Origin of the sequence: Legionella qingyii (assembly GCF_003990155.1) — a bacterium.
In the GTDB taxonomy this organism is placed as follows: domain Bacteria; phylum Pseudomonadota; class Gammaproteobacteria; order Legionellales; family Legionellaceae; genus Legionella; species Legionella qingyii.
In genome coordinates, this window is the sequence record NZ_RZGX01000002.1 from 18,254 (window position 1) to 42,303 (window position 24,050).

A 24,050-nucleotide genomic window follows, 5' to 3' on the forward strand; every position below is an offset into this window, starting at 1 on the left:
TAGATTAACCTCATTTTTTAGCCAATTTTTTAGTCTTTTTTGCTTTCACTTCTGTTGTTTTACGTTTGGAAGATCTATGGCCCAACAATGTTTCCAAGCTTTTTATTTCTTCAATCAATTCTTTTTGGCGATCATAAATATCGAGTATCTGATTTTTAAATTTAATATGATTTTCTTTTTCTAAGGCATCCAATAAATGCAGTATATTTTGAAGCCGCCCCCATTCATCCAGAATTTTTTTGCTCATATCATTTAGTCGGTCAAGTGTAATTGGCAAATGTTCTGATAGACCGTCATGGGCTTTTTGTTCATTAAGTCGATTCGTATAATTGATGATTCGTTGTCCTACATGTAATCGGCTTCGTAATTCGATAAAATTAAATGGCTTCGTTAAAAAATCATCTGCCCCGGAATCCAAAGCATTCACCACATTAGAAGCCCCAGAAATACTCGTCAACAGAATCATATAAGGTGGTTTGGGTAAATGTTTTGCGCGGCGACATAGTTCCAAACCGTCGATCTTGGGCATCATCCAATCTACAGTTGCAATTTGAGGTCCATCATCATGTTTTAGAATTTCCCAAGCCTCATTGCCATCACTTGCCTCAACTACTGGATAATCCCATTGTGAAATTGTAGCTCTAAGCAACATTCGTGTTGATAAGTCATCATCCGCAATTAAAATGGTTGGCTTTGATCCTTGCATAGTAATGGCTCTCATAGCAGATCCTTATCCAGTGAAAACCCCATTTTTATCTATCTTGTTTCGATACCAACTCAAGAACTCACTTTCCGATAAAGGCTTAGAAACAAGATATCCCTGTATACTTTCGCACCCCATGGCTAATAATTTATCAGCCGCCTCTTTTGTTTCAACACCTTCAGCAATCAGGGTTAGATTCATATTTTTTCCCAAACCGATAATTGAACCAACAATATGCATATTGGACTTATTATACGCCACATCACCAATAAATGACCTATCAATTTTAAGCTCTGTGAAAGGCAATCGTTGCAACTCAACTAAAGATGAATAACCGGTTCCAAAATCATCGATTGAAAGAGAAAATCCTTTTAAGCGAATGCGAGTCAATACTTCCAATACGATATCAGGCCAATGCATCGCTGCCGCTTCGGTAATTTCAAAGCAGATGTCTTCTGGACAGACCTTATATTCTTTCATTAATTTACCAAGTTCGTCTGGCAAAATTATATTAGTTAATATATTCGCTGATAAATTGATAGCAAATTTTAACTGAATGCCTTTTCTCTTCCATGCTGCATATTGTCGAAAAACTTCTTGAATCACCCAGTAGGTCATGGGAATGATCAATCCGGTTTTTTCTGCGATCGGGATAAATAAATCCGGTTGCACAAGGCCATGATTAGGCCTTTGCCATCGAATTAAGGCTTCGACGCCGACTAATTTATAAGTGCTTAATTCAATTTTGGGTTGATAATTCATAAAGAATTGTTTTTTCTCTAAAGCCAAAGCAATTGTCTCTTCATTAATGATTTGGCTCTTTTTATCAATGAGGTGCAAGATTTCTCGGAATGCTTCTTCCGAAAAAGAATTTAACTGCAAGGTGTAAATATATAACTCTTTTAATTCACCAATTCTTTTTATGGATAAAAGAACTTTATCTTCACAGTCACCAAGAACAATGATAGGTATTCCACACTTCACATTGGATAAAATATATAGAACATCAATGATACATGGCTCTTGTAACGCTGTATCAAGAATAATTAACTTAATAGGTTCCGTTTCAATGGTATTCGAAATTTCTCTGGCGTTTTTAACCCACAAATCCTTGTAGTCGCAAGATTGACATATCGGTGCGACTAAAGAAGCTAATCTATTATTTTTTGTGCATATCAACGCCGTATTTTTCACACAAATATCCAATGTTAATCAATTTGTGAAATATTCATCCATTTATGATTCTGAGTATAGACCAATTGAAAGATCACACCAACATTTGGTTAAGGAGGAAACATGTGTACGAATCGAACAGAACACATATGAGTATTTAATTAACATCTGCCTTTATATTTACAGGACTTATGAAAAACTCCAAGGTCGAGGCAAAAAATTTTTTTAATGAGGGAGTTTAGATAAACTAAATGACCGAATTAGAAACATTTTTTAACGAAGAGATTGGGTTTTTTAGTAAGTCCTGATTTATATGGATAATGCGATTACTTCCAATTAGATTATATTGCTTGATAGGCATTATTACTGGTTTATGCCATACTGAATATGAGCTGTCCTTGCAAAAAATTAGGACATTGCAAAAAAGTATTGAAAGGAGTCAGAAAATGAAATGGCCACATTGGTGTGTAGTTGTTGTATTTTGTTTCTCATCCATGGCTTTCGCAGTTAATAATCAGGAACTTTCTCCTAAGCTTATCTTAAACCAAATAAAAATGATCAAAGAGGGAGAGTTGCTTGGCGATGATTTATATTTTGATATAAGCGTATTACGTATCAAACAGCCAACACAATATATTCGAATCCCAGAATTTCCTCTTCATTTGCCATCATCAAAAATCAATACTCTTCAGCCAACTCTTTTATGGTCTGAACCCATCAGGAGTGGAGAAAAAGTTATTTTGATTGTATCTCTGATGGATCAAGACTCAAAACCGTTCAATCCAGATGATGTTATTGGCTTGATTCGTGTTGAACTAAAAAATGAAAAAGGGAATTTACATTTGCAATGGAGTAGGCCTAATCAAAAATCAGCACCAATGAATTGGCCTATAAATACAACTCAAAAATTTTTACTATCCAATGCCAATGGTCAATACGAACTGTATTTATCGATTTTGCCGCAAAAATAATTTCAGATGCATACTATGCATACTAAGAGTTTCTCTGTCTTAAGTCTGAAATTACTTTTGTGGGATTAAAAGCGAATAGAGTCTGAGGAGAAAGATGAAGCAATGGCATGCTTTAACCATCGAAGAAACAAAAAGTGTTCTTGCAAAGCAACATAAAAATTTTGATGTCAATGAAATCAAGGATGTAGAATCTTCAAACTGGTATGTCATACTGCTACGTCAGTTCACTAATATTTTAATTCTGGTTCTCCTATTAGCAACGCTTCTCTCTTTCTTTTTAGGTGATATTGTTGATGCGATGGCTATTCTTGCTATCGTCCTCTTTAATGGTTTATTAGGATTTATCCAAGAATGGAAGGCTCAAACTGCCATTAAAAATTTAAAAAACATGCTTACCACAAAATGTCGTGTTATCCGTAATGGGCTAGAGCAAGTTATTGACGTGAAAACACTGATTCCAGGTGATTATGTGCTATTGAATGCCGGTAATATTGTTCCTGCTGATATCCGACTCACAACAGTAGTAGACCTCATGATGAATGAAGCGACTTTAACTGGTGAATCTGAGCCCATAACCAAAACAACAGAACGTTTACCCGAAGAAACTTTGGTTACAGATAGAAAAAATATGGCCTTCATGGGAACTCATATTATAAGTGGACAGGGACAAGGCCTTGTTGTTGCTATTGGTATGAATACAGAATTTGGCCGCATAGCTGAGCTTACAGAAAGCATTATCGAAGAAAAGACTGCCCTTCAGAAGCAACTTTCTGTCATTGGCAAACAACTGGGTTTTTTAGCGCTTACCATTTCTGCTGTCGTTATTTTAATTGGAGTATTGGCCGGTCTGGATTTAATTCGGATGTTAATGACAGGAATATCTCTTGCTGTGTCTGCCATTCCAGAGGGACTTCCTGCTGTAGTTACTATCGCCCTTGCATTGGGTGCCAGAGCCATGGCTAAAAAAAAGGCTTTGCTTCGCCATCTTCAAGCAGCAGAAACCTTAGGTGCTGTATCTATCATTTGCACAGATAAGACAGGAACACTCACTAAAAATGAGATGAACGTTCAAAATATTTGGTTATTTGGAAAAATAATAGAGATCACCGGGGTTGGTTATAATCCACATGGAACATTTGTAGTCGATGACCAAGCGATAAACCCTCAATCCATCCCCGGATTAATCCTATTGTTGGATACGGGACGCAAATGCAATCATGCACGAGTCATTCAAGAAGGAGAGGAATGGAAAATCATTGGTTCCCCAGATGAAGCAGCCTTGATTGTGGCAGCCGCTAAATCAGGATTAAGTGAAGTCCCTCAAAGCCACATTATCAATGAATTTACATTCGACTCTATCAGAAAACGAATGACGGTCATTGAAGAAACAGAAGATTGTCAGATTATTCATATCAAAGGAGCACCAGAAGTTATTTTGCCTTTATGTGACTATTATGTACATGAAGATAAGGAGTACGAACTAAACACTGAATCACGAAATAAAATAGAAGCGGCTTATATTGATTTTGCTCAGAATGGGCTTCGCACCTTAGCCTTAGCAAGGAAAACCACTCAAAAACAACTTCATTTATCAGTGAATGAAGCGGAGAGTCATTTAGTGTTTCTTGGAATTATTGGTTTAGTGGATCCTCCAAGAGAAGAAGTACCTAAAGCATTAGAAATCGCGAAAAACGCAGGCATAAAAGTCATTATGATAACTGGTGATTCGCCTGTGACGGCAAAAGCAATTGCCAATCAAATTGGCTTGAGCATAGATCACGTGATAACAAGCAGTGAATTAAACATAATGAGTGATAAAACATTAAAGAATTTATTACAGCAAAATGCTTTATTTGCAAGAACAATGCCTGAGGATAAGTTTCGTATTGTGAGACTCTTACAGAATCAAGGCCAACTAGTCGCCATGACTGGAGATGGCGTCAATGATGCACCAGCACTGAAACAAGCTGATATTGGGATTGCTATGGGCATAAGAGGAACGGATGTTGCGCGAAGTGTCGCTGATATCGTTTTATTAGATGATAATTTTGCCTCTATCATTGATGCTGTAAAAGAAGGTAGGCGTCAATATGCAAACATTCGAAAATTCGTGCTTTATCTTGCTTCCTCAAATTTAGGTGAAGTATTAGCTATCCTTATTAATCTTATGCTAAGCGGTGGATTGATTGTAATTCCAGTGCAAATTCTTTGGATAAACTTGGTTACGGATAGTGCAACAGCACTCTCTTTGAGTGTAGAACGCGCCGAAAAGGGTGTGATGAATAGGCCACCACGGCAAGCTGATCAACCAATTTTTGATCGAATGTCACTTACCCTACTCATTCTGTTTGGTTCTTATATCGGTATCATAACGTTCTTGCTATATCAGTTCTATTTACCTCAGTCCTATGCGTTAGCCAATACTATTGCTTTTACAACCCTGGTCGTTATGTCGAATGTCCATACACTAAATTTTAGAAGCTTCTATAAACCAATTACCGAAATAGGATGGCTCTCAAATAAATGGATTTTAATTGCTATTTTCAGCATGCTAGGGTTACAAATCATGGCCATTTATACCCATGGATTGCAGCGCGTGTTACATACAGTACCTTTATCCATAATACACTGGGGGGTCATTTTATTCTGTGCACTTCCCATTTTTCTGATACCCGAGCTTTATAAGATGATTAAAAATAAATAAAGATGTAATTGTTATTCTTTACTTTTGGGGTTTCTAACTTGTCTTGAAATGAGGTAAGTAAATCTCACAGGACTTACGAAAAGCCCGAAACAATCAATACTATAAGCATATGTGTTTCCCACATATTTATAATTCCTCCCCTATTGGTAAAACATACAAAGGTTCTTCATCAACAAATCCTAAAGCTTTTCTCACTTGAATATTATCGAATGCACCTATTGATACAGTTGCTAGATTTAAAGACACCGTTTGCAGGTAAATATTTTGTGCGGCATGCCCTGCTTCCATGAATACAAAACGCTTGCCCATTTTACCGTATTTTTTTACCGTTCGAGAAAAAACCGCCGTTATCACAATATTAGCAGCACTTGATTTTACTGCCTCCTGTCCGAATGCAGCTTTTGTTAATTGTAACGAAACATCCCCTTCTTTTAGTTTTGTTAATGTGTGTTTTTGGGGCTTATAATGATAAACACCAGAAGTTAAATTTTTAACATTCCTTGCAATTAAATAAATCTCCAATGGATAGAGAGCCCCTGCTGAAGGAGCTGTTCGAAAGCCCATATCAGAAGTTATTCCTTGCGCGGCCCAGAGTAATTGAGAAATTTGCCGAAGTGTTAGCGCTTGATTTTTATACTGCCTTACTGAGCGACGCTTTTTAAGTGCCTCCTCAATTGAAACTGGACTAGAGTAGACTGGTTGAGGCAACTCTAAGCCAATTGTGTTTTTAGTTTGTGGGAGCATTTTAGGTTTTGCTAATTTTTTTGGAATTAAAATTAAGCCTAAAAAAATGAGTACTGCGATGATGAAAAGCAATCCTTTTTTTCTCCTAAAAAAATCCATTTACTTTCCTCTCACTTAATATCGCAACCAGTTAATTATTAAAGTATAGCACCCGTTTTTACTGTTTCTATACACTAGAATGTTCAGAAACATTCTAAAAATGAGCAAAGGAAAATGCTCCTGTGCTCAAGCCGATAAAGAAATTTAATCGATGTGAAATGCACTTAGCACTATAGAATTAAAGGAATAGAATGATTCAAATTATTCGAAATTATGCGAAAAAAATTTATGCGGATAAATTTAGATTTATTTTGATAATCCTCATCATATTGCTCATTATTCCTCTGCTGTTTATGCCTAAATCTGAAAAGGAAGCGGGATAAGTATCCATTCAAATCCCATCGAAAACCTTCATTGGCTTTATGTTGGATTTATTGCAAATCCATTTATATTCTAGAGCGCTTAGGGTCGAGCAAAGGGCCTAGAGACTGATTGTTGCTGAGTAAGGTTGTTGCGGTAATTAAAGTGATACCTGACATAAAAATCAGGTAATAAGCCGGTAGGGTAAGGCCTATTTTTTCTGTCAGTAAAGCCACAACCAACGGCGTACTGCCGCCGAATAAAGCATTCCCCAAGTTATAAGAAAAGGCTATGCCACTGTAACGAACATTCTCAGGGCAGTTTTCTACAATAGTTGTTAGAGTATTTCCTTGTTCCAAAGAACTTAGGATAGTGGCTGTACCTAAAGATAATAGCGCTAATAATATGGATTTGAACTGCAGTAAATAAAAACAGGGTAAAACCAAAAATATGATAGCTATTGAAGTACTTATCAGCATTTTTCTTCGGGTAAAATAATCACCGCACATGCCAGACAAAGGCACAGTAAACAGCATTACAATTAACATTGAGCTCTCAATGGTTAACGCGTCCGCGAAGGAAAATCCAATGTAGTGTTCTAAATAAGTGGGCATATATCCAAAAAACACATAATAAAATGTTGAGCCCATACAAGTAAGACCTAAAATTTTCAGCAATTGGTAGGGCGCGAATTTAATAGCTGCAATAAATGGAATGGACTCAATTCGATGATTTTTTTGCAACTGAGAGTACACGGGTGTTTCAGATAATTTAAAACGATAGTAAATGATTAATGAGCCAGGTAACCCTATAAGAAGAAAGGGTACCCTCCATGCCCAATTTGTAATAGCTTCGTCAGTAAAAAACAAATGAAGCAGCATCAATGTGACTGTAGCTAATAAAAAACCTAAATTCGCACCTATTGCTGCAAAACTGGTAATAAAACCACGTTTGCCATGCGGTGCTGATTCAGCAAGATAGATCATTATTCCACTGTATTCGCCACCAATAGATACACCTTGTATCAAACGAAGTAAGATAAATAGGATTGGGGCAGTTAATCCTATCGCTTCATAAGACGGAATCACACCAACTAAGAAAGTTGACATGGTGATAATTAAGATAGAAATTCTTAATGTTTTTGCACGACCGCGAGTATCTCCGAAATAGCCAAAAAAAATACCGCCTAATGGTCGACAAAGAAAACCAGCTGCAAATACGATTAAAGCCTCAATGGTTGCATTGCCAGCCAGTCCTTGCGGAAAAAATTTAGCACCGATTATCGGCGCCATGAAAATAAAAAGTCCAAAATCAAACCATTCTATGGTATTGCCCAGACTCGAAATGATAATTTTCTTTTTTATCAATTGATGCTCGCTTTAGGGGATTAGTACTAAATTCATTATGTAGTAAAAAAAATGTCTGCTTACCCAATAGAGCTGCTCGCTGCAATAACTAAATAATTCGTCATAAATTCATATCATTAATAATAAGAAAGTCTACTATGAAACCTTTTCCTCAGACAACGGATAATAATTCTTGAGAACAGCATACATATCAGTGAATGGCATTAAGACTGGGATATTAGAAAAATTACAGGGAGGAACCTATCAATTTACTTACCTGGATGGTTATCACAACGTACCGGTTTCTCTCACAACACCTTTGTTTGAGCATTTTTCACACAACAATTATACTGATTATTATCATCCCAAGTTCATTAAAGAGTTAAAGAGAAGCTGATCTGGAGGAAGAAGTTGAGGCATCCAAATATTTTAAAACCAAGCTAATTGGATTCAAACTTGACTCTAGCGCTGAAGAAAAAATAAAGGCTGCTCATCATTTAATAGACCTTCTTGAACATAAACCGGATACAGAACCATTAAACAACAAAGAATTTAGCGCACTCACCACATCTCGATTAGGTAATAAAACCCGCGAGTATATTGATTTAATTGAAAATTTCTATAAACCTGAACTTGGCGTATATCGCGCTACAAACGGCTAAAGACTTTACCGGGTAGTCATTATAACCAAGGAGTTAACCGCTAGTCGCACTAATTCCCCCAATGAAAATTGTTTTTGGCATAGGTAACTCGTTTACTTGCAAAGGGGATTTATTAGCTCCCATTAATTTATTTATATCCCCCCATAAAAATAAGTCGCACTTTAATTCTCTCTTAATGTTCATTTTATATACTATATGTATGGTTTGTCTGGTTTATGTATTAATTTTGATTGAATTTAGATATTCAGATTGCAAATTTATACTTAAGAGGTTTTTAAGATGAGAGCGAAAGCCTGGAATTTTTTTAAATTCGTTACCCATGCATCTGTCCGAAATAGTATTCAAATCAGGGGGGCCGCTTATGAGCCTCACAATGTTTCAGCTTTACAGAGTTTTAAGCAAAAACATAGTATTAACTTGTTTGATGCAACCGATAATATTATATACAGAGGGCTATCAGTGGAACATTGCCTTGGTTGTTTGGACCGCCCAGGATTAGGGATAAGTGCAATGCGACCTGGCTTAGCCCGTTTTTTAAAAGCTAAAGGGCTTACCTGTGCTGAAGATTTAAGTCCATCAGAGAAGAAGGAGCTCATGGACTTGCATGTTAATGGTTACTCTCTAACAAAGGGAAACACAAAAATAGCCCATTCATTTACCTATTGTCCTAGTGTTGCCATGGGTTTTGGGCTTGATGCAGCAAAAAAATCAAATTTTCCAGGCATTACATTAATCGGCGCGGTATACAAGGTCTGCGACCTACAAGCCTGGGATGTAGAATATGATCCAACTAACATGGAGGGAGAAGATTGTGGTACTTCTATGTTTTCATACCAATGCGAAACAATCGTGCCTCATCTTATTTCCCCTATTAACCAATGCGTTGTTATCAACCAGAAGACACCGGGTATTGTTCACCTTGATGATTTAACTCAAGCAAAACGATTTGATGTTATTGGGCCATCGACATTTGAACGCACCATTAGCTCAGCGGAGAAGATGAAAATTTATCAGCAATTAGAAATTGATAAGGTAATTGCTTTTGATGATTTTGCTACCTACTTCAGCCAAAGTACTGATCCCATAGAAATAAAACACTTGAAAGCAGCTGAATTGTATGAGAATTATAAAAGCATTTTGAAAAAACAAGCTGCTTTAGTGGATTTACCGTTTTATGAAAGAGATCTATGGGTGAATGTGGCAAGTGAAGTGGCCCATCAAAATTATACGTGTATTTCTGCTCATAAAGATGGTTTTACTATTGAAGTGCCAGCAAAAAGTGGTGGTGTACTCATAATAAATCTCTCGGATATAGAAGCAATAATCTGTCTTGCTCCATTATTTGAAAAAGATCCCTCCCTAACATTAGATCAGGTAAAAAATGGTATTGTTCCTTGTGCTTTGAATTATCTAACTGAATGTGCCATTAGGAAAAATAAAGATTTAATTTGCCAAAATAGCTTAAAACAATGCGTTATGGAAGAAGAAAATCCAACAATGACGATGGTGATTTAATTACTGCAATTTTTGCTTAAAGCCTTGACTCGTTCAAGGCTTTTATTTTTTAAATTTAATAAAAATATTTCCACTGTGTTAAAATAACAACCCAACTTTATACACAACAAGGATAGAGTTTATGCGCACTAAATTTAATACTGTTTTATCGTTAAGAACAAAAATGGGGATAAACCTTAGGATGATAAAAGGCATTCCTCAAACCATACAAAAATTTTTTCCCTTTTCACCGCTCCAACATCCTCTAGCTCCAGTGATGCAAAGCTCCTTAACAAAGACTCAACTCAGTGCCATGAACATTGAAGAAGATGAATTAAATTTAATTCAGCAACTACAGGACTCAAACAAATTTTTTATCCTTGAAGATCACAATCAACTCCTAAAACGATTTTTTTCAGCAAAGCAGAAGGAAAACTCACCTCTTGGTAATTTGTATAAAGAAATGGACTATCTTGGATTTTTGTCTCGATTAGTAACCAAAAAATTTAAGGCCGCTTATTCTGATGGCCGACTCATTATGCCACGTGAACATAATGAGGAATTCGCTAAAGCATATCAGCAAAAAAAAGATAAATATAAATCCTCTAGAATATTCTTAGAAGCAATTGGCACTACTGAGGATGATTTAATCTATAAAGAGTATTTATCATTGGAAGAAGCGGCAGTAAGTCCTTTAATTGTACCACAAGCTTATTTTTTACCTCTCTCAGATGGAAGGCGAGCAGAGTTCTCTCCCATTCTTCATGGCATGAATTTACAAAGAGGAAGTCTATTTGATGAATGGAATAACGCCCATCCCTACCCTGTATCAATAAGTTATCTTGCAGCACCAGAGTTCCGGAATTGTCTCAGTTTACAATATGATGTATTAGCTTGCGTCCGATTCGAAAGTTCGGATGGTGAGGCAATCCATTTTGCGGAGCGCCAAGCAATGGCAGTTCAACAACCCGGATTTAATTCTATTCTTTCTTCTGTTTATGGTGAAGACCATGCATTATCAGGTTTAAATACTTCTCACTCTAATATAATAACCTTTCATAGCCCTGTCTTTGGTAAAGGTATTTTTTATATTGATGCTTATAAAAACCGTTTAAAGCATAATCTTCGTCAATTATTTCTTCTTGCTGATCTCAGTTTAGGCGAAGAAGGAACACTTACGGTTAAAGGAATGAGTTTGGGTGCATTTGCAATTCAAGAATTATTATATCCAATGGAACGCACTTTTTATGCAGCCCTGGAAGAAACACTGACTGAACTTGATTTACCTAAAATTAAAAAAATTAATCTTATGAATTTTCCTTCCGCACTTGATGAGTTTAGTAATCCTGAGGATCGCGAGTATGCTTTATTGATCGGCCATGTAAGTAAAACTAAAACGCTCAATGTGCATGAAAGGACTATTGAGATTAACACCTGTGTTGGGGCTCCATTAGCCGTACAACCCGAAAAACATTTTGCAACACATATTTGTGGGGATTCTTTATCATTTCCTGGAAATGAAGCGCATGCGGGTATTCCTCCAAAAGTCAGTAGTGATGATTCCGTCATGCATTATGCAGGAGGATGTTTCTCGATGACTAAAGACATTGGATCATCTTCTTTAGAGAGTGTTCTGAAGAAAATCCATGTGGTTAGTGGAAATAGAGCAACATTATTTAATCAAAATAAATCCCCAAAAGACAGTGGGGTTCCAGAGCTTCATAGCTCATTAATGCTTTAATTTGAATAATAATTTTTTTATCACTTAATGGACTTTACCCTATAAAATAAGCAAAATTGATTTAGGGTATTCAGGGATGATAGGGCAAGGATTATGCCAAAAAATTATAAATTTCATGATGATGATAACTCTGAGGAATCGTGTTACGAAAGTGAAGGGGAAACACAATATTATCCAGAAAAAAGCATTGGCTCAGGAACATACGCCAAAGCACGAAAATTTAAATCTGCTGAGGGTCATAGCTCACTTGTGGTTCTAAAGCCTAAAAATAAGGATGATATTGATTTTATTGAAGTTTATAATAAATATAAATTTTTCAAGACTCTTTATCCGAAACAAAATATTGAATTAATAGAACGAGAGGATACTTATCGCCTGGTTCTTCCCTATATTGTTGGCGTACCCTATGAGGCGCTGCGTTTAACGAACAAAAGGCAACAAATAAAACTTTTTATTTCTGCAATTGAAGCATTAAAAGATTGTCATAATAAGGGATATATTGTTCTGGATCTAAAAGCGGATAATATCCATTATGACATCAACTCGGGTAAAAGTTATTTACTTGATGGAGGTATTTCTGTAAAGAAAGATAGGCTACTCAACCCAGATATCTTTGTTGTAAACACTAACGAAGAGCTCATAGCAAAAAGAAAAAAATATACACAAATTGCACCAGAATGCTGGTCACAAACGCCGATATCTGCCCAAAAAAGTATGGATGTTTACGCTTTGGGTTCTATGATGCGATCTGTATTAAAGCCTTCAGCGGATATCAACCGTCTTATTCAATTATGTTTAGCCCCAAAGCCAGAACATAGACCCACTTTGCGTACACTGGAAAAACATCTTCGACAACTATTATTGCATCGAGGAAATCAACCCCCAAACGCTCCTCCTAAAAAATACTCAGGTAGTGAACAAATCAATTATGCCTATGCTTTGAAAATACTCACAGAACAAAGTATTGTACCCACAAAAAAACAATATAAAAGACTCAGAAAAAATAATAAAATCCCCAAGGCTATCGTTGATTTTAATCATGCATGTGTCCAGATCTACGAGAGCCACAATACAATTAAAAAAATTTATTTTAGTATTTATAAAAGAGAAACTCTAAACTTAATGCTACGAGGTGCTATCGAATTTAAGAAAGAATATCCTCTCGTTGAAAAAAGGGCTATGGTCTTTATTAATACTCAATTGTTTAAAGAATTTGCACAGATTCGAGCCGCTAATATTTTCACCACACTAGACAGCTCTAAAACAGAATTACCTACCAGACTGACTTTGAGTAAACCGAGAAACAGCATTTTTCAAGCTCCTAAAAAAAGACCTGAACATGATGAAGCAAAAAATACGGGGGTGTTGAACATGTAGGTGTAGACCAGACGCCCTAAAAGATGGAAATTCTTCCGCCACCTCTCGCTACAATGTCTTGATAAGAGTTTTAAAATAATGTAAAACGGCCCACCGTGTAGAAATAATGAGGAAAAAAAGTGTTCAATAAAATTTCTATAGGGTATCTGACCGGTTCACAAAAAGCGATTAAGAATCATCTACTCTCAGATACTCTCGTTCCACAAAGTCCTTATACATGGGGACAAATGTTTTTCAAGCCTTATGAGTCGCCTGCAGAGTATATGTATTGTGCTCGTCATACCTTTATATCTGCAGCTTTCCTCGGAATGATTATATTTGATCCTATGCTAATTGTAACTATACCGACGATCGTATTAGGAGTGGTTGCAATATTAGTGGGTGTAGAAAACATTGGCAAGATAACTGGCTCTGATTCCCTATCCTCCTGGGCTTTTGATGCAACAAACTATATGGTTCAAGACTTTTGTCAAGTAATAATAGATCTTATCTTATTACCAATATCTGCTGTGGTAATGTTAACACGGGGAGCATCTACCGCATTAAAAGATAGAGGCATTTATGATTATGATGCCCCGACATCCCAACCTCTAGTGAATACAATGTAAAACGTAGACAGTAGTGTTAGGGGTCTTCGGGCTTTTTAATCTTTAGCTCTTATCCCCTACAACGCCCTAGCAGGTAGGTTGGGTCATTCTGACCCAACAAATTGAATTCTACTCATTCGCCAAGTTTTTTGTTGCTAAAATCATGTTCAGATGCCCACTTTATCGATAAAAGTCCTGATTTAATGTCGCGATGAATACTTAAATAAGACCAATCTGAGGCACGTATTACACAAAATTATTGTCTATAATTCTATCATGTAAATCACATTCGATATAAATCATGACATTAGAAAAAGACGAAGAGCTTCGTAAAAAATCTTTAGCAGAATATGAAATATTACAATGGGAGCTTGAAGAAAAATTAAAAACAGCGATGAAGTTGCCCACCAACCTTCAAAAACTTCATAGTGCGCTTGAAGCGGCCAATAAAGCTGCCTATGATGCTTATATAAATACATATGACAGTAACAATGCCAAATCAGATGAAGCTTACGAAGAGTGTCTAAAAACCCAGGAAGCTCTGAGAGAAAAACATAAAGAAGATGGTGAACTGTATCAACAAGGAGAGATCAGCGAAGAAGAATACGACAAACGTCACCAAGAGTATATCGAAAACCATGAGCGCACCTATGAAAAGTATAAAGCGAGCAAGGAAGAAAACGATGAAGCAAGCAAAAAAGCCTATAGAGACTACAAAGAAATCTGTGAAAACAACAAGAAGAAAGTACAATCTGCTCAAGAGGCACAAAGGAACATGGAGGATAGTCCAAGTTTATCAGCACCGTCTGGAAGTGTAACAAATCCCGCCAAAAAAATAGGTGCTGCTTTGGATCAGTTGGCAGAGACTCAGAAACGATCTGCAAAAATTCAGAGCGAGAATACTGATGAACTTCTTAAAGCGTTCGATAAAAAATTGGGTTCAGACGATTGGTACAAACAAAACCCTCCCAAGAAAGATAAAGACGGTAATTTAAGTATGACTTTTAAATCAGATAAGGATATGACCGAATTTTTTCAAGACCACGCCAAAGAAGGAAACAGTTTTCTGATGGTTGATGAAAAAACCAATAAAGTCATTGCTTTTTCCAACGGTGATGGAAAACTTTATAAACCAGGGCCAGATGGTAGCAAACAAGAGTTTACCGGCGGTTCATTATTTCCGTCGGCGGAAGAATTAAAGAGTCTCCCGGAGCAGAAAGATTTTCAAATGCCACAAAAGCAAGAAGAATCAAACATGCAGCTTAACTGAGATTCTCTGCCCCCTAAATCCGGTCTATCAATGCCGTCCAACAGCCATGCCTCTTCTCGGTTGCAATATCATATACATAAAGCGCCTGTATTACCGGCATTTCATACAACACTCTAATTATATGGCGAGCTGTACCTCGTTCCGAAAAAATTGGTATCGCGTTCATCATGCCTAGATGTTGGTCGTTTGAAGAACTTAAAGCTCATTTTTTCTGGTTGAGGTGATGAAGCAGGACTTCCCCCAACATTCAAAGTGATATTTGAAAAGGCTTCTAGCCTGCTACGAAAACTAACTAGCTTATCGCTAGCACAACCTTTAAGCGAGCAAGTTTCGATTTATTTTGAAAGACACTAAAATCTTCGATGACTATTCCTTCCAGGTTAGAAAACTCTATAGCCATGAGCATGTCAAATATGTCTAAAAATTTCCCGTGTTGTAATTTAACTGCAGGATCCATGGTGTTGCCTGATTTTTTAGCAATCTGAAGCGCAATCATTAATCAAAATAGCATTATCTTGTACTTTGTTGACTGAGATTTGACCTACCTAGAGCGATTGTAGAATTTTCCGAGATTGTTTGTTGGGTCAAAACGACCCAACTGCTTGATTTATATTGATTAGTAAAATGATCGGCCAATAGCACGTGCCCTTGAATTATTAGGGTCATATTGTTCATCTATTTCAAGTGCAGTCGCTATTTCTTTAGCACGAACCTGAGAAGGTTTCGTACTATTTAACGGCTTAAAAAACAAGAGCGGGCTAGAGCTATGCACCGAACCATATGTTTCTACTTCTGTATTTTTATAAGAATAAGAGGTGATATTCGAGGATTTATAACCACATAAATCATTTAAACTGGAATTAGTCCTTGAAATAAACTCTGCTAAAGTCGTCTTTTCGGAGGCAGGTTCATTGTTTCTAGCATCGTAGATTACTCCCTCAAGCTGAAGTAAATTGCGTTGGTAATAATAGGTATAAGGAAATTTTAGCATATGTACCAAAGCAACGATAGGAAGGACCATTACAGTGGCAGCAGCGGCCATTGCGAATCTTAAAAATTGCAAACCAAATCCTATAGCAAGGGATATGTTTCTAATAATTGTGGCATCCTTCCTTTTTTCATTATCTGCGGCATATCTGAACGGATTGCCGTAGCACGGCTTCGTAGGTGCTCCGTAATTAATTAGAAAGTTAGATAATTGCGGGATCAGGGTAATATCAATTAATCCATGTTTCAAAATATTAGGATCGAACTCTTTTCCATCCAATTTTTCTAAAATCCCATAATTCCCGTACATTATTGCAAAAGTATCGCCAAGCCCTTCAAAAAAATTATTTTTTATAAATTTATTTAGTCTTATCCATGGGTACCAGCTGTTGATTTTCAGTGCATTGGTTTTAAAATCCTCATCGGCCATTAATCGCTCTGAAGCAGCAAAAAGAAAAACGGGATCTTTTCTTACTGCAAAACGGGTTACACTTTCATTGTCTCTCCATTTATCTAACGTATAGTTATAAGCCCAACCATTGAGCGCAATAGCGGCTAGCACGAAACTTTTTTTATTTTGTAGCTCAGGGGCGACATGAGCCATTGCGAAAGCACTTAATCGTATTACCTCTAGCATAAATTCTTCATTCGCCTTTAGCTCTTCAGGAGCATCCTTGATAAGCATAGGATCATTTTTAATTTTCTCTAATTCTTGTTGTTGAAACCCGTCTAACATAGCTTATAAACTTCTATAAATAACCAATTAGGCGCAAATTATACAGTTAGCTTGTTAAATGGTACAAATGAATTGTGTAATAAATAATTGTGGCCATAAATGGAGTCAAATAAGACTATGTTCAGGATTGATTGGCAGATGAGAACGTGTAATGTAGCGATAAAATGTGATTTATAACCTAGGAGATTTATCGCTACAATTCTATTATACCAATTGAACATTAAATTATTATTAATAGCCTGATACCGCTAAGGAATTCTATGCAAAGCGCTCAAACATTTATCTTAATTCACGGTGCATGGCATGCCTCTTGGTGTTGGAGGCCTATTGCAAAAGAGCTTTCCTTGAAAGGACATAAAGTACTCATGCCCAATTTGCCTGGTCATGGCGTACAAAATCAAATAAGCAGCTCAATTTGTTTTAATGACTACGTGCAAAGTGTTGTTGAATTAATTAAGCAACAACCCGAACAGGTTACATTAGTTGGCCATAGCATGGCTGGTTTAGTTATCGCGGCAGCTGCTGAGGTTATTCCTGATGCGATTCGTGAACTAATTTTTGTTGCAGCCTATGTTCCGAAAGACCAGAAATCGCTGTTTTCATTAGCACAAGAATCCGAATCGAACAACCTTACACCCTTTTTAATCATCGATGAAACATTGCAAGAAATTCGCCTTCAATCCTCATCGGATTTAGCCAATATTCTTTTTAACTGTTGCAGCCTAAAGGATGCTCAAAAAGCGATGGCTCGATTACAACCTCAACCCTTACGGCCATTTACCGAAACAGTCAATATTGGCAAACAATTTACTCGTATTTCGAAACGCTCTTTAGTTTGCCGGTATGATAAGGCCTTACTCCTAAGTGATCAGCTGCGTATGAGTAGAGAAGTTACCGATAATATTGTATATTTAGATGCCGATCATGCCGCTTATTATTCAGGTGTGAGGCAAATTGTAGATGAACTATTAAAATAAGAGAACTTGCTTTTATGCGTGAAAAAATTTTAAAAGAGAATAATGTTGCAACCACTTCCTTATTAGCAAATTATTGGAAAAAAGAGTCTAAATCTAAAGAAAATTGGCCGACATTAACACAAAAGCAGGGTACAAGAGAAAAGGATTTATTTAAAGATCCCCTAATGCAGAATTTTGCTAATGAGCAAGTTAAAGAAGAAGCCGAACAAAGGCTAGATAAAAGAATGTGGTTGCCATTAGCGACTAGAACCCGTTTTTTTAGACGTACCGTATCAGATGCGGTCAAAAACAAAGATGTAAAGCAGATCGTCATTTTAGGTAGCGGCTTTGATACCCTGCCGGTGCGTAAAATGAAATATACCCAGCAATTTGGAGCACGTTTTTTTGAAATAGATCAACCGCACATTTTAAAATGTAAGGAACAGATTTATTCCGAACAAAATATTAACAAAAATGCCACTTATATCGGCCTGGACTATGTTAAGGGTGATTTAATTGCCGAATTGACAAACAATGACATTGATTTCACAAAGCCAACTTTAATTTTATGGGAAGGAAATACATTCTACCTCGAAAAAGAGGATGTAATAAGAATTTTACGTGAGTTATCAAGCAAGTTTAGCCATTTAATCATTTCCTTCGACTACATGCATACTCTGATGCAAACAGGGGCACAGCAATTAGACTCATCTGCGAAAGAAAACTGTTTAGAAAAAACTTTAGATGAGTTTGCTACTAAAAAATCTCCTTTCAAAACATTTTTTGAACCAAATGAGATCGTTCTTCTATGCCAAAAACTTGGAATACAATGCATTGATCATAAAACAGCAGCCGAGTTAGCCAAAGAATACAAAGTGGATCAAGAACCATATTACACAGCTGAAACATACTCTATGATAACGTTTGAGCACAAATAAGTAATAGTTCATAACAAAAAATAGCTAATTAGTAACATTTGCTCACTGCATTACAATGTCGCCCCTGCCACAAAACCGATTTGAGGCTTTTTTCTCTTATCATATACCACCCAATCGTCGGGCCTTGCCCGACAAACATAAGACTCATGCCAGAGTACATCGGATTTTTTTATAATTTTATAAGAAATTGTTGGCCCAAGGCCCAACCTATGCATGTAAAATCAGTTGTATTTTGGAGTGTCAACATCCGTATGTTCTTCGTCATTAACTTTTATTTTCTCAAGCGCCTTTTTCCTTTGCATAAAGTTCTCTTTAGTTCTCAGAGTTTTTATCCAAGGTCTTTTTTTGATCAATTTAAGGTAAAGAGATAGACAAAACAGATTAAATAAAAACATTATGATATAATCATGACCATCACTTGTTTTTATATGTATTCTTGAGCGTAAAGCTATGCCTAACCCTATTCGTTATATTAATCCAACTTTATCTGAAAATATCCCTATTGTTATTGCACTTATAAATTCAGTATATGGAGCTAATCCAGGGTCATTAGACGCTTATGAAGTCTATTCTTTACCGACAACAGCTGGGGAAGAATCACGTTATGTACTCACTCTCCCAGTTCTTCAATTCGTTGCCGATCCATTAGTACGCTCTATTGTACCACCTAGACGTTTAGATATTTTTGAACCTAGTTCTGATGATAAAGGCTGCTTTGGCAACGTTTTCCCAGTTATCAAGTCAATCATTCCTCAAGGAGACAGAGGTGTTTTTGATGAATCAGGCTCTTATGTAGTAAAACAAATGCATACTAATCAAAATGCATTGAGTGATAAACCCAACAAACCGAACTGGTTGGTTCGCGTAGCGAATAAAGAACAATATCTAGGAAGTCAACATCCGACTTTGGGAATACGCTATGGCTTAATTAAAACTGAACAATTTTCTTACCTGCATATGAATCGTGCTCCTGGACGTACTCTTGATTTTTATGTGGATCAACTCTCTGGTGAGGAGTTTCTAAGTCTTGCTTGCACTTTGATAGAGGAGGTTCCTAAACAAATTCATCGAATAGTTACTGTCGGAAAACGTGAAGGTCGAACTATAATTCATTGTGATCTAAAGCCAGAAAACATTATGGCTCAATTAAATAAAAATGAAGATGATGGGCATAGTGAATGGACAATCACCGTAATTGACATGGGCTTAGCCAAAACAATAAAGAAAGATGAGCAATACTCGACCTTACAAAATTATGGCAATCGAATGGTATGGGATAGAGATATGCTACTTGCGAGTATGAATGGAATACCTAAGCACTATGATATTCAAAGTGATTTATATGCATTATTTGTCAGTATCGCTGAGCTAGCAGGAGCACCACATCGAGATGGTAGAAAAGCACTCGAACATGCAGAAAGTCCTGATTTTACAGGTATCTTCAGCGATATGGATTTTGAGCCAACACTCGAAGATCAATTAACAGATACACTTAGAAGTACACTTCATCCTAATAAAATGCAAAGAATGAAGCCTGAACAAGCTTTAGCAATTTTTCAAAATGCATTACATGCAGTTCGCGAAAATACAGCTGCCCCCCTCTTTGAAACACCAACCAAAAAGCAAAAGACAGACCAGAAAACAGCGGAGGACTTAAAAAAATGGATAGAGCAACCACTCGATGAGATAGTTAGGAAAAAGGAACAAGATACAGAAGAAGAAAATAGACAACCAAGAAAGACAACGCTGAAAATATGGCTTAATCAATTTAACGAATTACGTTCTGCTGCAAGCACCGAAGAAAACCAACGATTCAAAATGATGCTGTCTAACATCAAAAGTCTGGATATCAAAAGCACTTTTATTTTCGATCTGTTACATTTTAAGTTGTTTGAAGAGTACAACACTGATGCGTGTATTCGTCTCATCTTACGTCATGAACAACTCACTGCCGCTTTAAGAAAGCATTATCCTAAGCTTCCTGGCCTTTGGCAAATACGCTTTCAAATGCTGGGGCAGATAATTCCGTTACAATTGACGCAGAGTCAGGCTATAGCATGTACACAAATAGGACTTCTCAAACAAAATATTGCTGCGTTACTAGCGTTAGAAAGCAATGAGTCTGATCTTGAACTAGTCAAAGTAATGCGTCAGGAGCTAGAAAAACAATTGCAGTTGAATCCTAAAGTTTGGTACCAACAATTACCTCAATTTGCGCAATTGTTTAATAATCAATCTTACTGTCTTATTCAGTTAAATGCATTGACTAAACAATTGGCTCCGCATTTCTCTTGGAACAATGCTCTTCGACAGCAATCTATTAATTGGACTAATGATATCCTTAATAATGCCATGCAAGGGAAATTTCCTGAAAACTATGAGAAGTATTTTTCTTATTATCACACCATGATTGCATTACTCAATAGATATGTGAAGGATAGGGGCACTTTAACTTTTATGTATAATGTGCTTCCTGCTTTATCACAGTCAACTTTAAGTCAGACCGCAAATGATACCGCGATTCGACAACTGCAATTGATGGATCCCCAAACGATTATTATTCTGACTCAAAGATTAGAGTTACTTTTTTTAATGCATGATGTGTTTTGTCAATTAATGGATCCGAACAAGAAAGAGTATGATGCAATTATTCAGACAAATAATATCAAATTCAGCACTCTTATTGATCAATTTAATCAACAGAGCCTACAGCAAGAGGAATTGAAAGACCAATTAGACAATATATTCAATTCTTTTAAAGCACTTAATAAACTGCGTCTTTTCATACATAAGTGCTCTTCGCACTCAAATATTCAGAAGGCGATAGACATTTTATTAAAAAATAACTTTAAAATCGAAGAAATTGCGAAAATTGTGAACGATAATTATATAGAAATCAGCGCCGTGAAAAATCTAGATATAGGTTTAAATATCGTTCTTTATGAAGAGGCAAATCAATCATTGCAGGAATCCTCAACACGCAACGAGAAGCTTTTTGCCGAAATTACTCGGTATTTTGCTATGCCTGGGCGATACTTACCCCCTGCTCCGAAAATTTATACTCAAGCCCATTCCAAGCAAATGTTATTCCTGCCATCACCAAAAGAGGACTCAGATGAAATAACTACTCATGAAAATACCTACTCCATTTAAATTTGGATTTGCAAACCGTGACTAAGTCCTGTTTTGTCAGGAATTGAAACACATGTTGCCTTTCTTCAATTGGCAATTTTCGTATCGTTCCATTCAGCCATCGATGAAAGAGCGCTTGACTGCTTGGTTTAGATTTTGACAGCTCGCGTAGGAATGCCTCCTTTTCACCCCGCTCCTCTAAAAATTTAAAAAAACATGTGGATTCATGGATCATTACTCAAATGATTAGAGTTGAATTCAGATATTAAAAGCTCAAAATAATACCTCATACGGATATTCTGCTTATGGCATCAACTCATCTAATGGTTTTACTATTTGCTCCTCTGTAGTAGTTAATCTATGGGGACTAAAAAAACGTATACCAAACAAAATTCCAGGAACTACAAAAAGGATAGACGCAACAAAAACCAGCAGTCCTTTCATAATATCTTTGGGGATAGTGCTATGAGGCTTTGTCAAAATAGCTCTGTTGTCATTAATAATTGTACGAAATTCACTTAATCTATGGCTTATGCTTAATTCCTCGTCATTCAAGATTTTTTGTGCTTCTTCCAGAACTCTCTTTTTCTCCATAGCATCGGGATTGTTACATATTTTAGCTAAGGAATTTAAACGCTTAATTTGAGTTTCACAGCGCCTAGGAAGTTCCTTTATAAACTGTTCTTTCTCTTCCTCACTGTTCCTCTTCCCTTGACTAAAGTTTGACTGAGTTTGGAGATACTTAGCCTTCCCTACTGTTCCTTGAATAACAGGTGTAGACCGATTAACAGGAGCCTCAATTCGGACAGCATAGGGAATACTTACAGTTCGCTTTTCTTTCTCGTCGAATGATATTGGTTCTTGAAAGGACTCCACTCCATTGAACTCAACTTTTGCTTTATACCGATTTTCTTTGGAGCGCACAATTACGGTTGCTGCTCCTGTTAACTGCGGTACAGCTATCACACCTTCCGATGAAGAGCAGTGATTGACTCCAATTAAAGCAAACCATTTTCCAGGATGCTCTTTTGTTTCATTTTCTATAATTTCACTGGCAGTATAATTCATGCTTTTGAGGCGAAATGTGTCCTTAGTCCTTGCTGTTGGGGCACCAACATACTCCATATGGACTCTGGAATATTGTTCGGAATAGGTGTATTCTGTATCAATTCCTACCACACGTATACCACAGTGTTTGGCTGCCTTTACCAACTCTAAATAACTATTCTTTGTCGAATAACTACATTTATTGCATAGGCAATACAGATCATGAGCATTACAGTGTTTAAAGCATATGTCTAAACGAGATATACGAGTTTCCATCTTTTGCTGTTTCTTTGCGTTCCATGAAGAGTCAGGATCATAATCGTCAAGCTCTTGCTGGTCATCGTAATACAAATGTTCCAAGAATAAGGTGGTATAACCTGCCTCTTTCAATTTGTGCATATTTTGAATTAAAAAATTCTTAGGCGCATTATCAGTATGATCTTCCCCTACAATAAAATTTGTTTTTAACAAATCAGGAAGAGTGCCAAATGGTATTGAGCTTTTACTCTCAGAAGCAGAATAAAAAGCATTTAATTTTTCGTCAAAAGGGCCTGGCGCCCCATTTTTTGGATTTCCTGTTATATTCCGCACAAATTTTTTGTATTTGTTGTCTTTTGTTTGATCAGAGGAAGGTACAACATACTCATATGGCTGATACATAATAATTCCCTCTTTTAAAATCAAATTGGGTATTTATAAACCGAGAAACTTAGGAAAGTTTCATACTTATCTGACGCCTGAAAAGCTAAATTTATTTATCCTCAGATGAGGCACTACTTAATTGTTTCACTCGAATAAGAAAATTTAGTGTCTTTGTTCTATTTTTCATATTATTATTCAAATAGATCCCTATTGTGCCATATTTTATTCATTTTGATTTTTTTGAGAATATAGAAATTTGGAAAGTAATTGTTTCGAAATTAGGAATAGTGCAACAAATAATTATTTAACGATTTAAAACGGCCAGCTTCGCATCTCAAACAGTTTACAAAAATATAGAATAATTGTATTTTCCGCCGGGATTCTTACGATACGCGAATTGAATCGAATTATCCTATACGCCCGATGTAAAAGTTGATCAGA

Annotated in this window: 18 protein-coding genes; 11 read left to right on the forward strand and 7 right to left on the reverse strand. The window is 36.5% G+C overall.

The features are described 5' to 3' along the window. Window positions 1–10 precede the first annotated feature (10 nt). Together ELY20_RS01460 and ELY20_RS01465 are read right to left on the reverse strand one after the other, a co-directional pair. Window positions 11–721, reverse strand: coding sequence for a response regulator (locus ELY20_RS01460; RefSeq protein ID WP_110141141.1), 711 nt, complete (start codon window positions 719–721; stop codon window positions 11–13). A gap of 9 nt (window positions 722–730) precedes the next feature. Next, window positions 731–1,897 (reverse strand): putative bifunctional diguanylate cyclase/phosphodiesterase, encoded by a 1,167-nt coding sequence (locus ELY20_RS01465; RefSeq protein WP_110141140.1) that lies wholly within the window; start codon window positions 1,895–1,897, stop codon window positions 731–733. Window positions 1,898–2,322: 425 nt separating this feature from the next. Here ELY20_RS01465 and ELY20_RS01470 point away from each other — a divergent pair, with 425 nt between their 5' ends. Beyond that, window positions 2,323–2,847, forward strand: a complete 525-nt coding sequence (locus tag ELY20_RS01470; protein WP_110141139.1) for a hypothetical protein — start codon at window positions 2,323–2,325, stop codon at window positions 2,845–2,847. 94 nt (window positions 2,848–2,941) lie between these two features. Then, window positions 2,942–5,551 carry a cation-translocating P-type ATPase gene (locus ELY20_RS01475; RefSeq protein ID WP_110141138.1) on the forward strand — a complete coding sequence of 870 codons (2,610 nt, stop codon included), beginning with the start codon at window positions 2,942–2,944 and terminating at the stop codon, window positions 5,549–5,551. Between the two features lie 126 nt (window positions 5,552–5,677). Here the strand turns inward: ELY20_RS01475 and ELY20_RS01480 are convergent, their stop codons facing one another. Together ELY20_RS01480 and ELY20_RS01485 are read right to left on the reverse strand one after the other, a co-directional pair. Beyond that, window positions 5,678–6,394: a SagB/ThcOx family dehydrogenase gene (locus ELY20_RS01480; RefSeq protein WP_110141137.1), complete on the reverse strand. Its 717-nt coding sequence runs from the start codon at window positions 6,392–6,394 to the stop codon at window positions 5,678–5,680. A gap of 386 nt (window positions 6,395–6,780) precedes the next feature. After that, window positions 6,781–8,061, reverse strand: a complete 1,281-nt coding sequence (locus ELY20_RS01485; protein WP_110141136.1) for an MFS transporter — start codon at window positions 8,059–8,061, stop codon at window positions 6,781–6,783. A gap of 193 nt (window positions 8,062–8,254) precedes the next feature. Between ELY20_RS01485 and ELY20_RS01490 the strand changes: the two genes are divergently transcribed. The 6 genes from ELY20_RS01490 (at window position 8,255) to ELY20_RS01520 (ending at window position 15,171) form a co-directional block, all read left to right on the forward strand. After that, on the forward strand, window positions 8,255–8,437 hold the full coding sequence (locus tag ELY20_RS01490; RefSeq protein WP_233590476.1) for a hypothetical protein: 183 nt from the start codon (window positions 8,255–8,257) through the stop codon (window positions 8,435–8,437). A 544-nt stretch (window positions 8,438–8,981) separates the two neighbouring features. Beyond that, window positions 8,982–10,217 (forward strand): hypothetical protein, encoded by a 1,236-nt coding sequence (locus ELY20_RS01495; protein ID WP_110141134.1) that lies wholly within the window; start codon window positions 8,982–8,984, stop codon window positions 10,215–10,217. Between the two features lie 121 nt (window positions 10,218–10,338). Beyond that, the gene (locus ELY20_RS01500) at window positions 10,339–11,937 is read left to right on the forward strand and encodes a hypothetical protein (protein ID WP_110141133.1); all 1,599 of its coding nucleotides are present in this window, start codon (window positions 10,339–10,341) and stop codon (window positions 11,935–11,937) included. 93 nt (window positions 11,938–12,030) lie between these two features. After that, on the forward strand, window positions 12,031–13,314 hold the full coding sequence (locus ELY20_RS01505) for a protein kinase domain-containing protein (protein ID WP_110141132.1): 1,284 nt from the start codon (window positions 12,031–12,033) through the stop codon (window positions 13,312–13,314). A 119-nt stretch (window positions 13,315–13,433) separates the two neighbouring features. Continuing rightward, window positions 13,434–13,922, forward strand: coding sequence for a hypothetical protein (locus ELY20_RS01510; protein ID WP_110141131.1), 489 nt, complete (start codon window positions 13,434–13,436; stop codon window positions 13,920–13,922). Window positions 13,923–14,202: 280 nt separating this feature from the next. Next, entirely contained in the window at window positions 14,203–15,171 is a 969-nt protein-coding gene (locus ELY20_RS01520; RefSeq protein WP_110141130.1) for a hypothetical protein, read from the forward strand. A 292-nt stretch (window positions 15,172–15,463) separates the two neighbouring features. On the opposite strand, the gene ELY20_RS01525 is transcribed toward ELY20_RS01520, so the two are convergent. Further along, window positions 15,464–15,667 (reverse strand): hypothetical protein, encoded by a 204-nt coding sequence (locus ELY20_RS01525; RefSeq protein WP_110141129.1) that lies wholly within the window; start codon window positions 15,665–15,667, stop codon window positions 15,464–15,466. A gap of 120 nt (window positions 15,668–15,787) precedes the next feature. Then, the gene (locus ELY20_RS01530; RefSeq protein WP_110141128.1) at window positions 15,788–16,894 is read right to left on the reverse strand and encodes a DUF4116 domain-containing protein; all 1,107 of its coding nucleotides are present in this window, start codon (window positions 16,892–16,894) and stop codon (window positions 15,788–15,790) included. A gap of 260 nt (window positions 16,895–17,154) precedes the next feature. On the opposite strand from ELY20_RS01530, the gene ELY20_RS01535 reads away from it, so the two are divergent. The 3 genes from ELY20_RS01535 (at window position 17,155) to ELY20_RS01545 (ending at window position 21,941) form a co-directional block, all read left to right on the forward strand. Continuing rightward, window positions 17,155–17,871, forward strand: coding sequence for an alpha/beta fold hydrolase (locus ELY20_RS01535; RefSeq protein ID WP_110141127.1), 717 nt, complete (start codon window positions 17,155–17,157; stop codon window positions 17,869–17,871). A 14-nt stretch (window positions 17,872–17,885) separates the two neighbouring features. After that, window positions 17,886–18,788 (forward strand): class I SAM-dependent methyltransferase, encoded by a 903-nt coding sequence (locus ELY20_RS01540; protein ID WP_110141126.1) that lies wholly within the window; start codon window positions 17,886–17,888, stop codon window positions 18,786–18,788. Between the two features lie 450 nt (window positions 18,789–19,238). Further along, window positions 19,239–21,941 (forward strand): protein kinase domain-containing protein, encoded by a 2,703-nt coding sequence (locus ELY20_RS01545; RefSeq protein ID WP_110141125.1) that lies wholly within the window; start codon window positions 19,239–19,241, stop codon window positions 21,939–21,941. 282 nt (window positions 21,942–22,223) lie between these two features. Here the strand turns inward: ELY20_RS01545 and ELY20_RS01550 are convergent, their stop codons facing one another. Then, window positions 22,224–23,627 carry a membrane-targeted effector domain-containing toxin gene (locus ELY20_RS01550; protein WP_110141124.1) on the reverse strand — a complete coding sequence of 468 codons (1,404 nt, stop codon included), beginning with the start codon at window positions 23,625–23,627 and terminating at the stop codon, window positions 22,224–22,226. Window positions 23,628–24,050 lie beyond the last annotated feature (423 nt).

What these genes read in the sequence shown, in the direction of transcription:
- ELY20_RS01530 (WP_110141128.1), bottom strand. Translation starts at nt 16,894, where the DNA reads ATGTTAGACGGGTTTCAACAACAAGAATTAGAGAAAATTAAAAATGAT.
- ELY20_RS01550 (WP_110141124.1), bottom strand. Translation starts at nt 23,627, where the DNA reads ATGTATCAGCCATATGAGTATGTTGTACCTTCCTCTGATCAAACAAAA.
- ELY20_RS01505 (WP_110141132.1), top strand. Translation starts at nt 12,031, where the DNA reads ATGCCAAAAAATTATAAATTTCATGATGATGATAACTCTGAGGAATCG.
- ELY20_RS01470 (WP_110141139.1), top strand. Translation starts at nt 2,323, where the DNA reads ATGAAATGGCCACATTGGTGTGTAGTTGTTGTATTTTGTTTCTCATCC.
- ELY20_RS01545 (WP_110141125.1), top strand. Translation starts at nt 19,239, where the DNA reads ATGCCTAACCCTATTCGTTATATTAATCCAACTTTATCTGAAAATATC.
- ELY20_RS01495 (WP_110141134.1), top strand. Translation starts at nt 8,982, where the DNA reads ATGAGAGCGAAAGCCTGGAATTTTTTTAAATTCGTTACCCATGCATCT.
- ELY20_RS01480 (WP_110141137.1), bottom strand. Translation starts at nt 6,394, where the DNA reads ATGGATTTTTTTAGGAGAAAAAAAGGATTGCTTTTCATCATCGCAGTA.
- ELY20_RS01520 (WP_110141130.1), top strand. Translation starts at nt 14,203, where the DNA reads ATGACATTAGAAAAAGACGAAGAGCTTCGTAAAAAATCTTTAGCAGAA.
- ELY20_RS01500 (WP_110141133.1), top strand. Translation starts at nt 10,339, where the DNA reads ATGCGCACTAAATTTAATACTGTTTTATCGTTAAGAACAAAAATGGGG.
- ELY20_RS01525 (WP_110141129.1), bottom strand. Translation starts at nt 15,667, where the DNA reads ATGATTGCGCTTCAGATTGCTAAAAAATCAGGCAACACCATGGATCCT.
- ELY20_RS01475 (WP_110141138.1), top strand. Translation starts at nt 2,942, where the DNA reads ATGAAGCAATGGCATGCTTTAACCATCGAAGAAACAAAAAGTGTTCTT.
- ELY20_RS01535 (WP_110141127.1), top strand. Translation starts at nt 17,155, where the DNA reads ATGCAAAGCGCTCAAACATTTATCTTAATTCACGGTGCATGGCATGCC.
- ELY20_RS01460 (WP_110141141.1), bottom strand. Translation starts at nt 721, where the DNA reads ATGAGAGCCATTACTATGCAAGGATCAAAGCCAACCATTTTAATTGCG.
- ELY20_RS01540 (WP_110141126.1), top strand. Translation starts at nt 17,886, where the DNA reads ATGCGTGAAAAAATTTTAAAAGAGAATAATGTTGCAACCACTTCCTTA.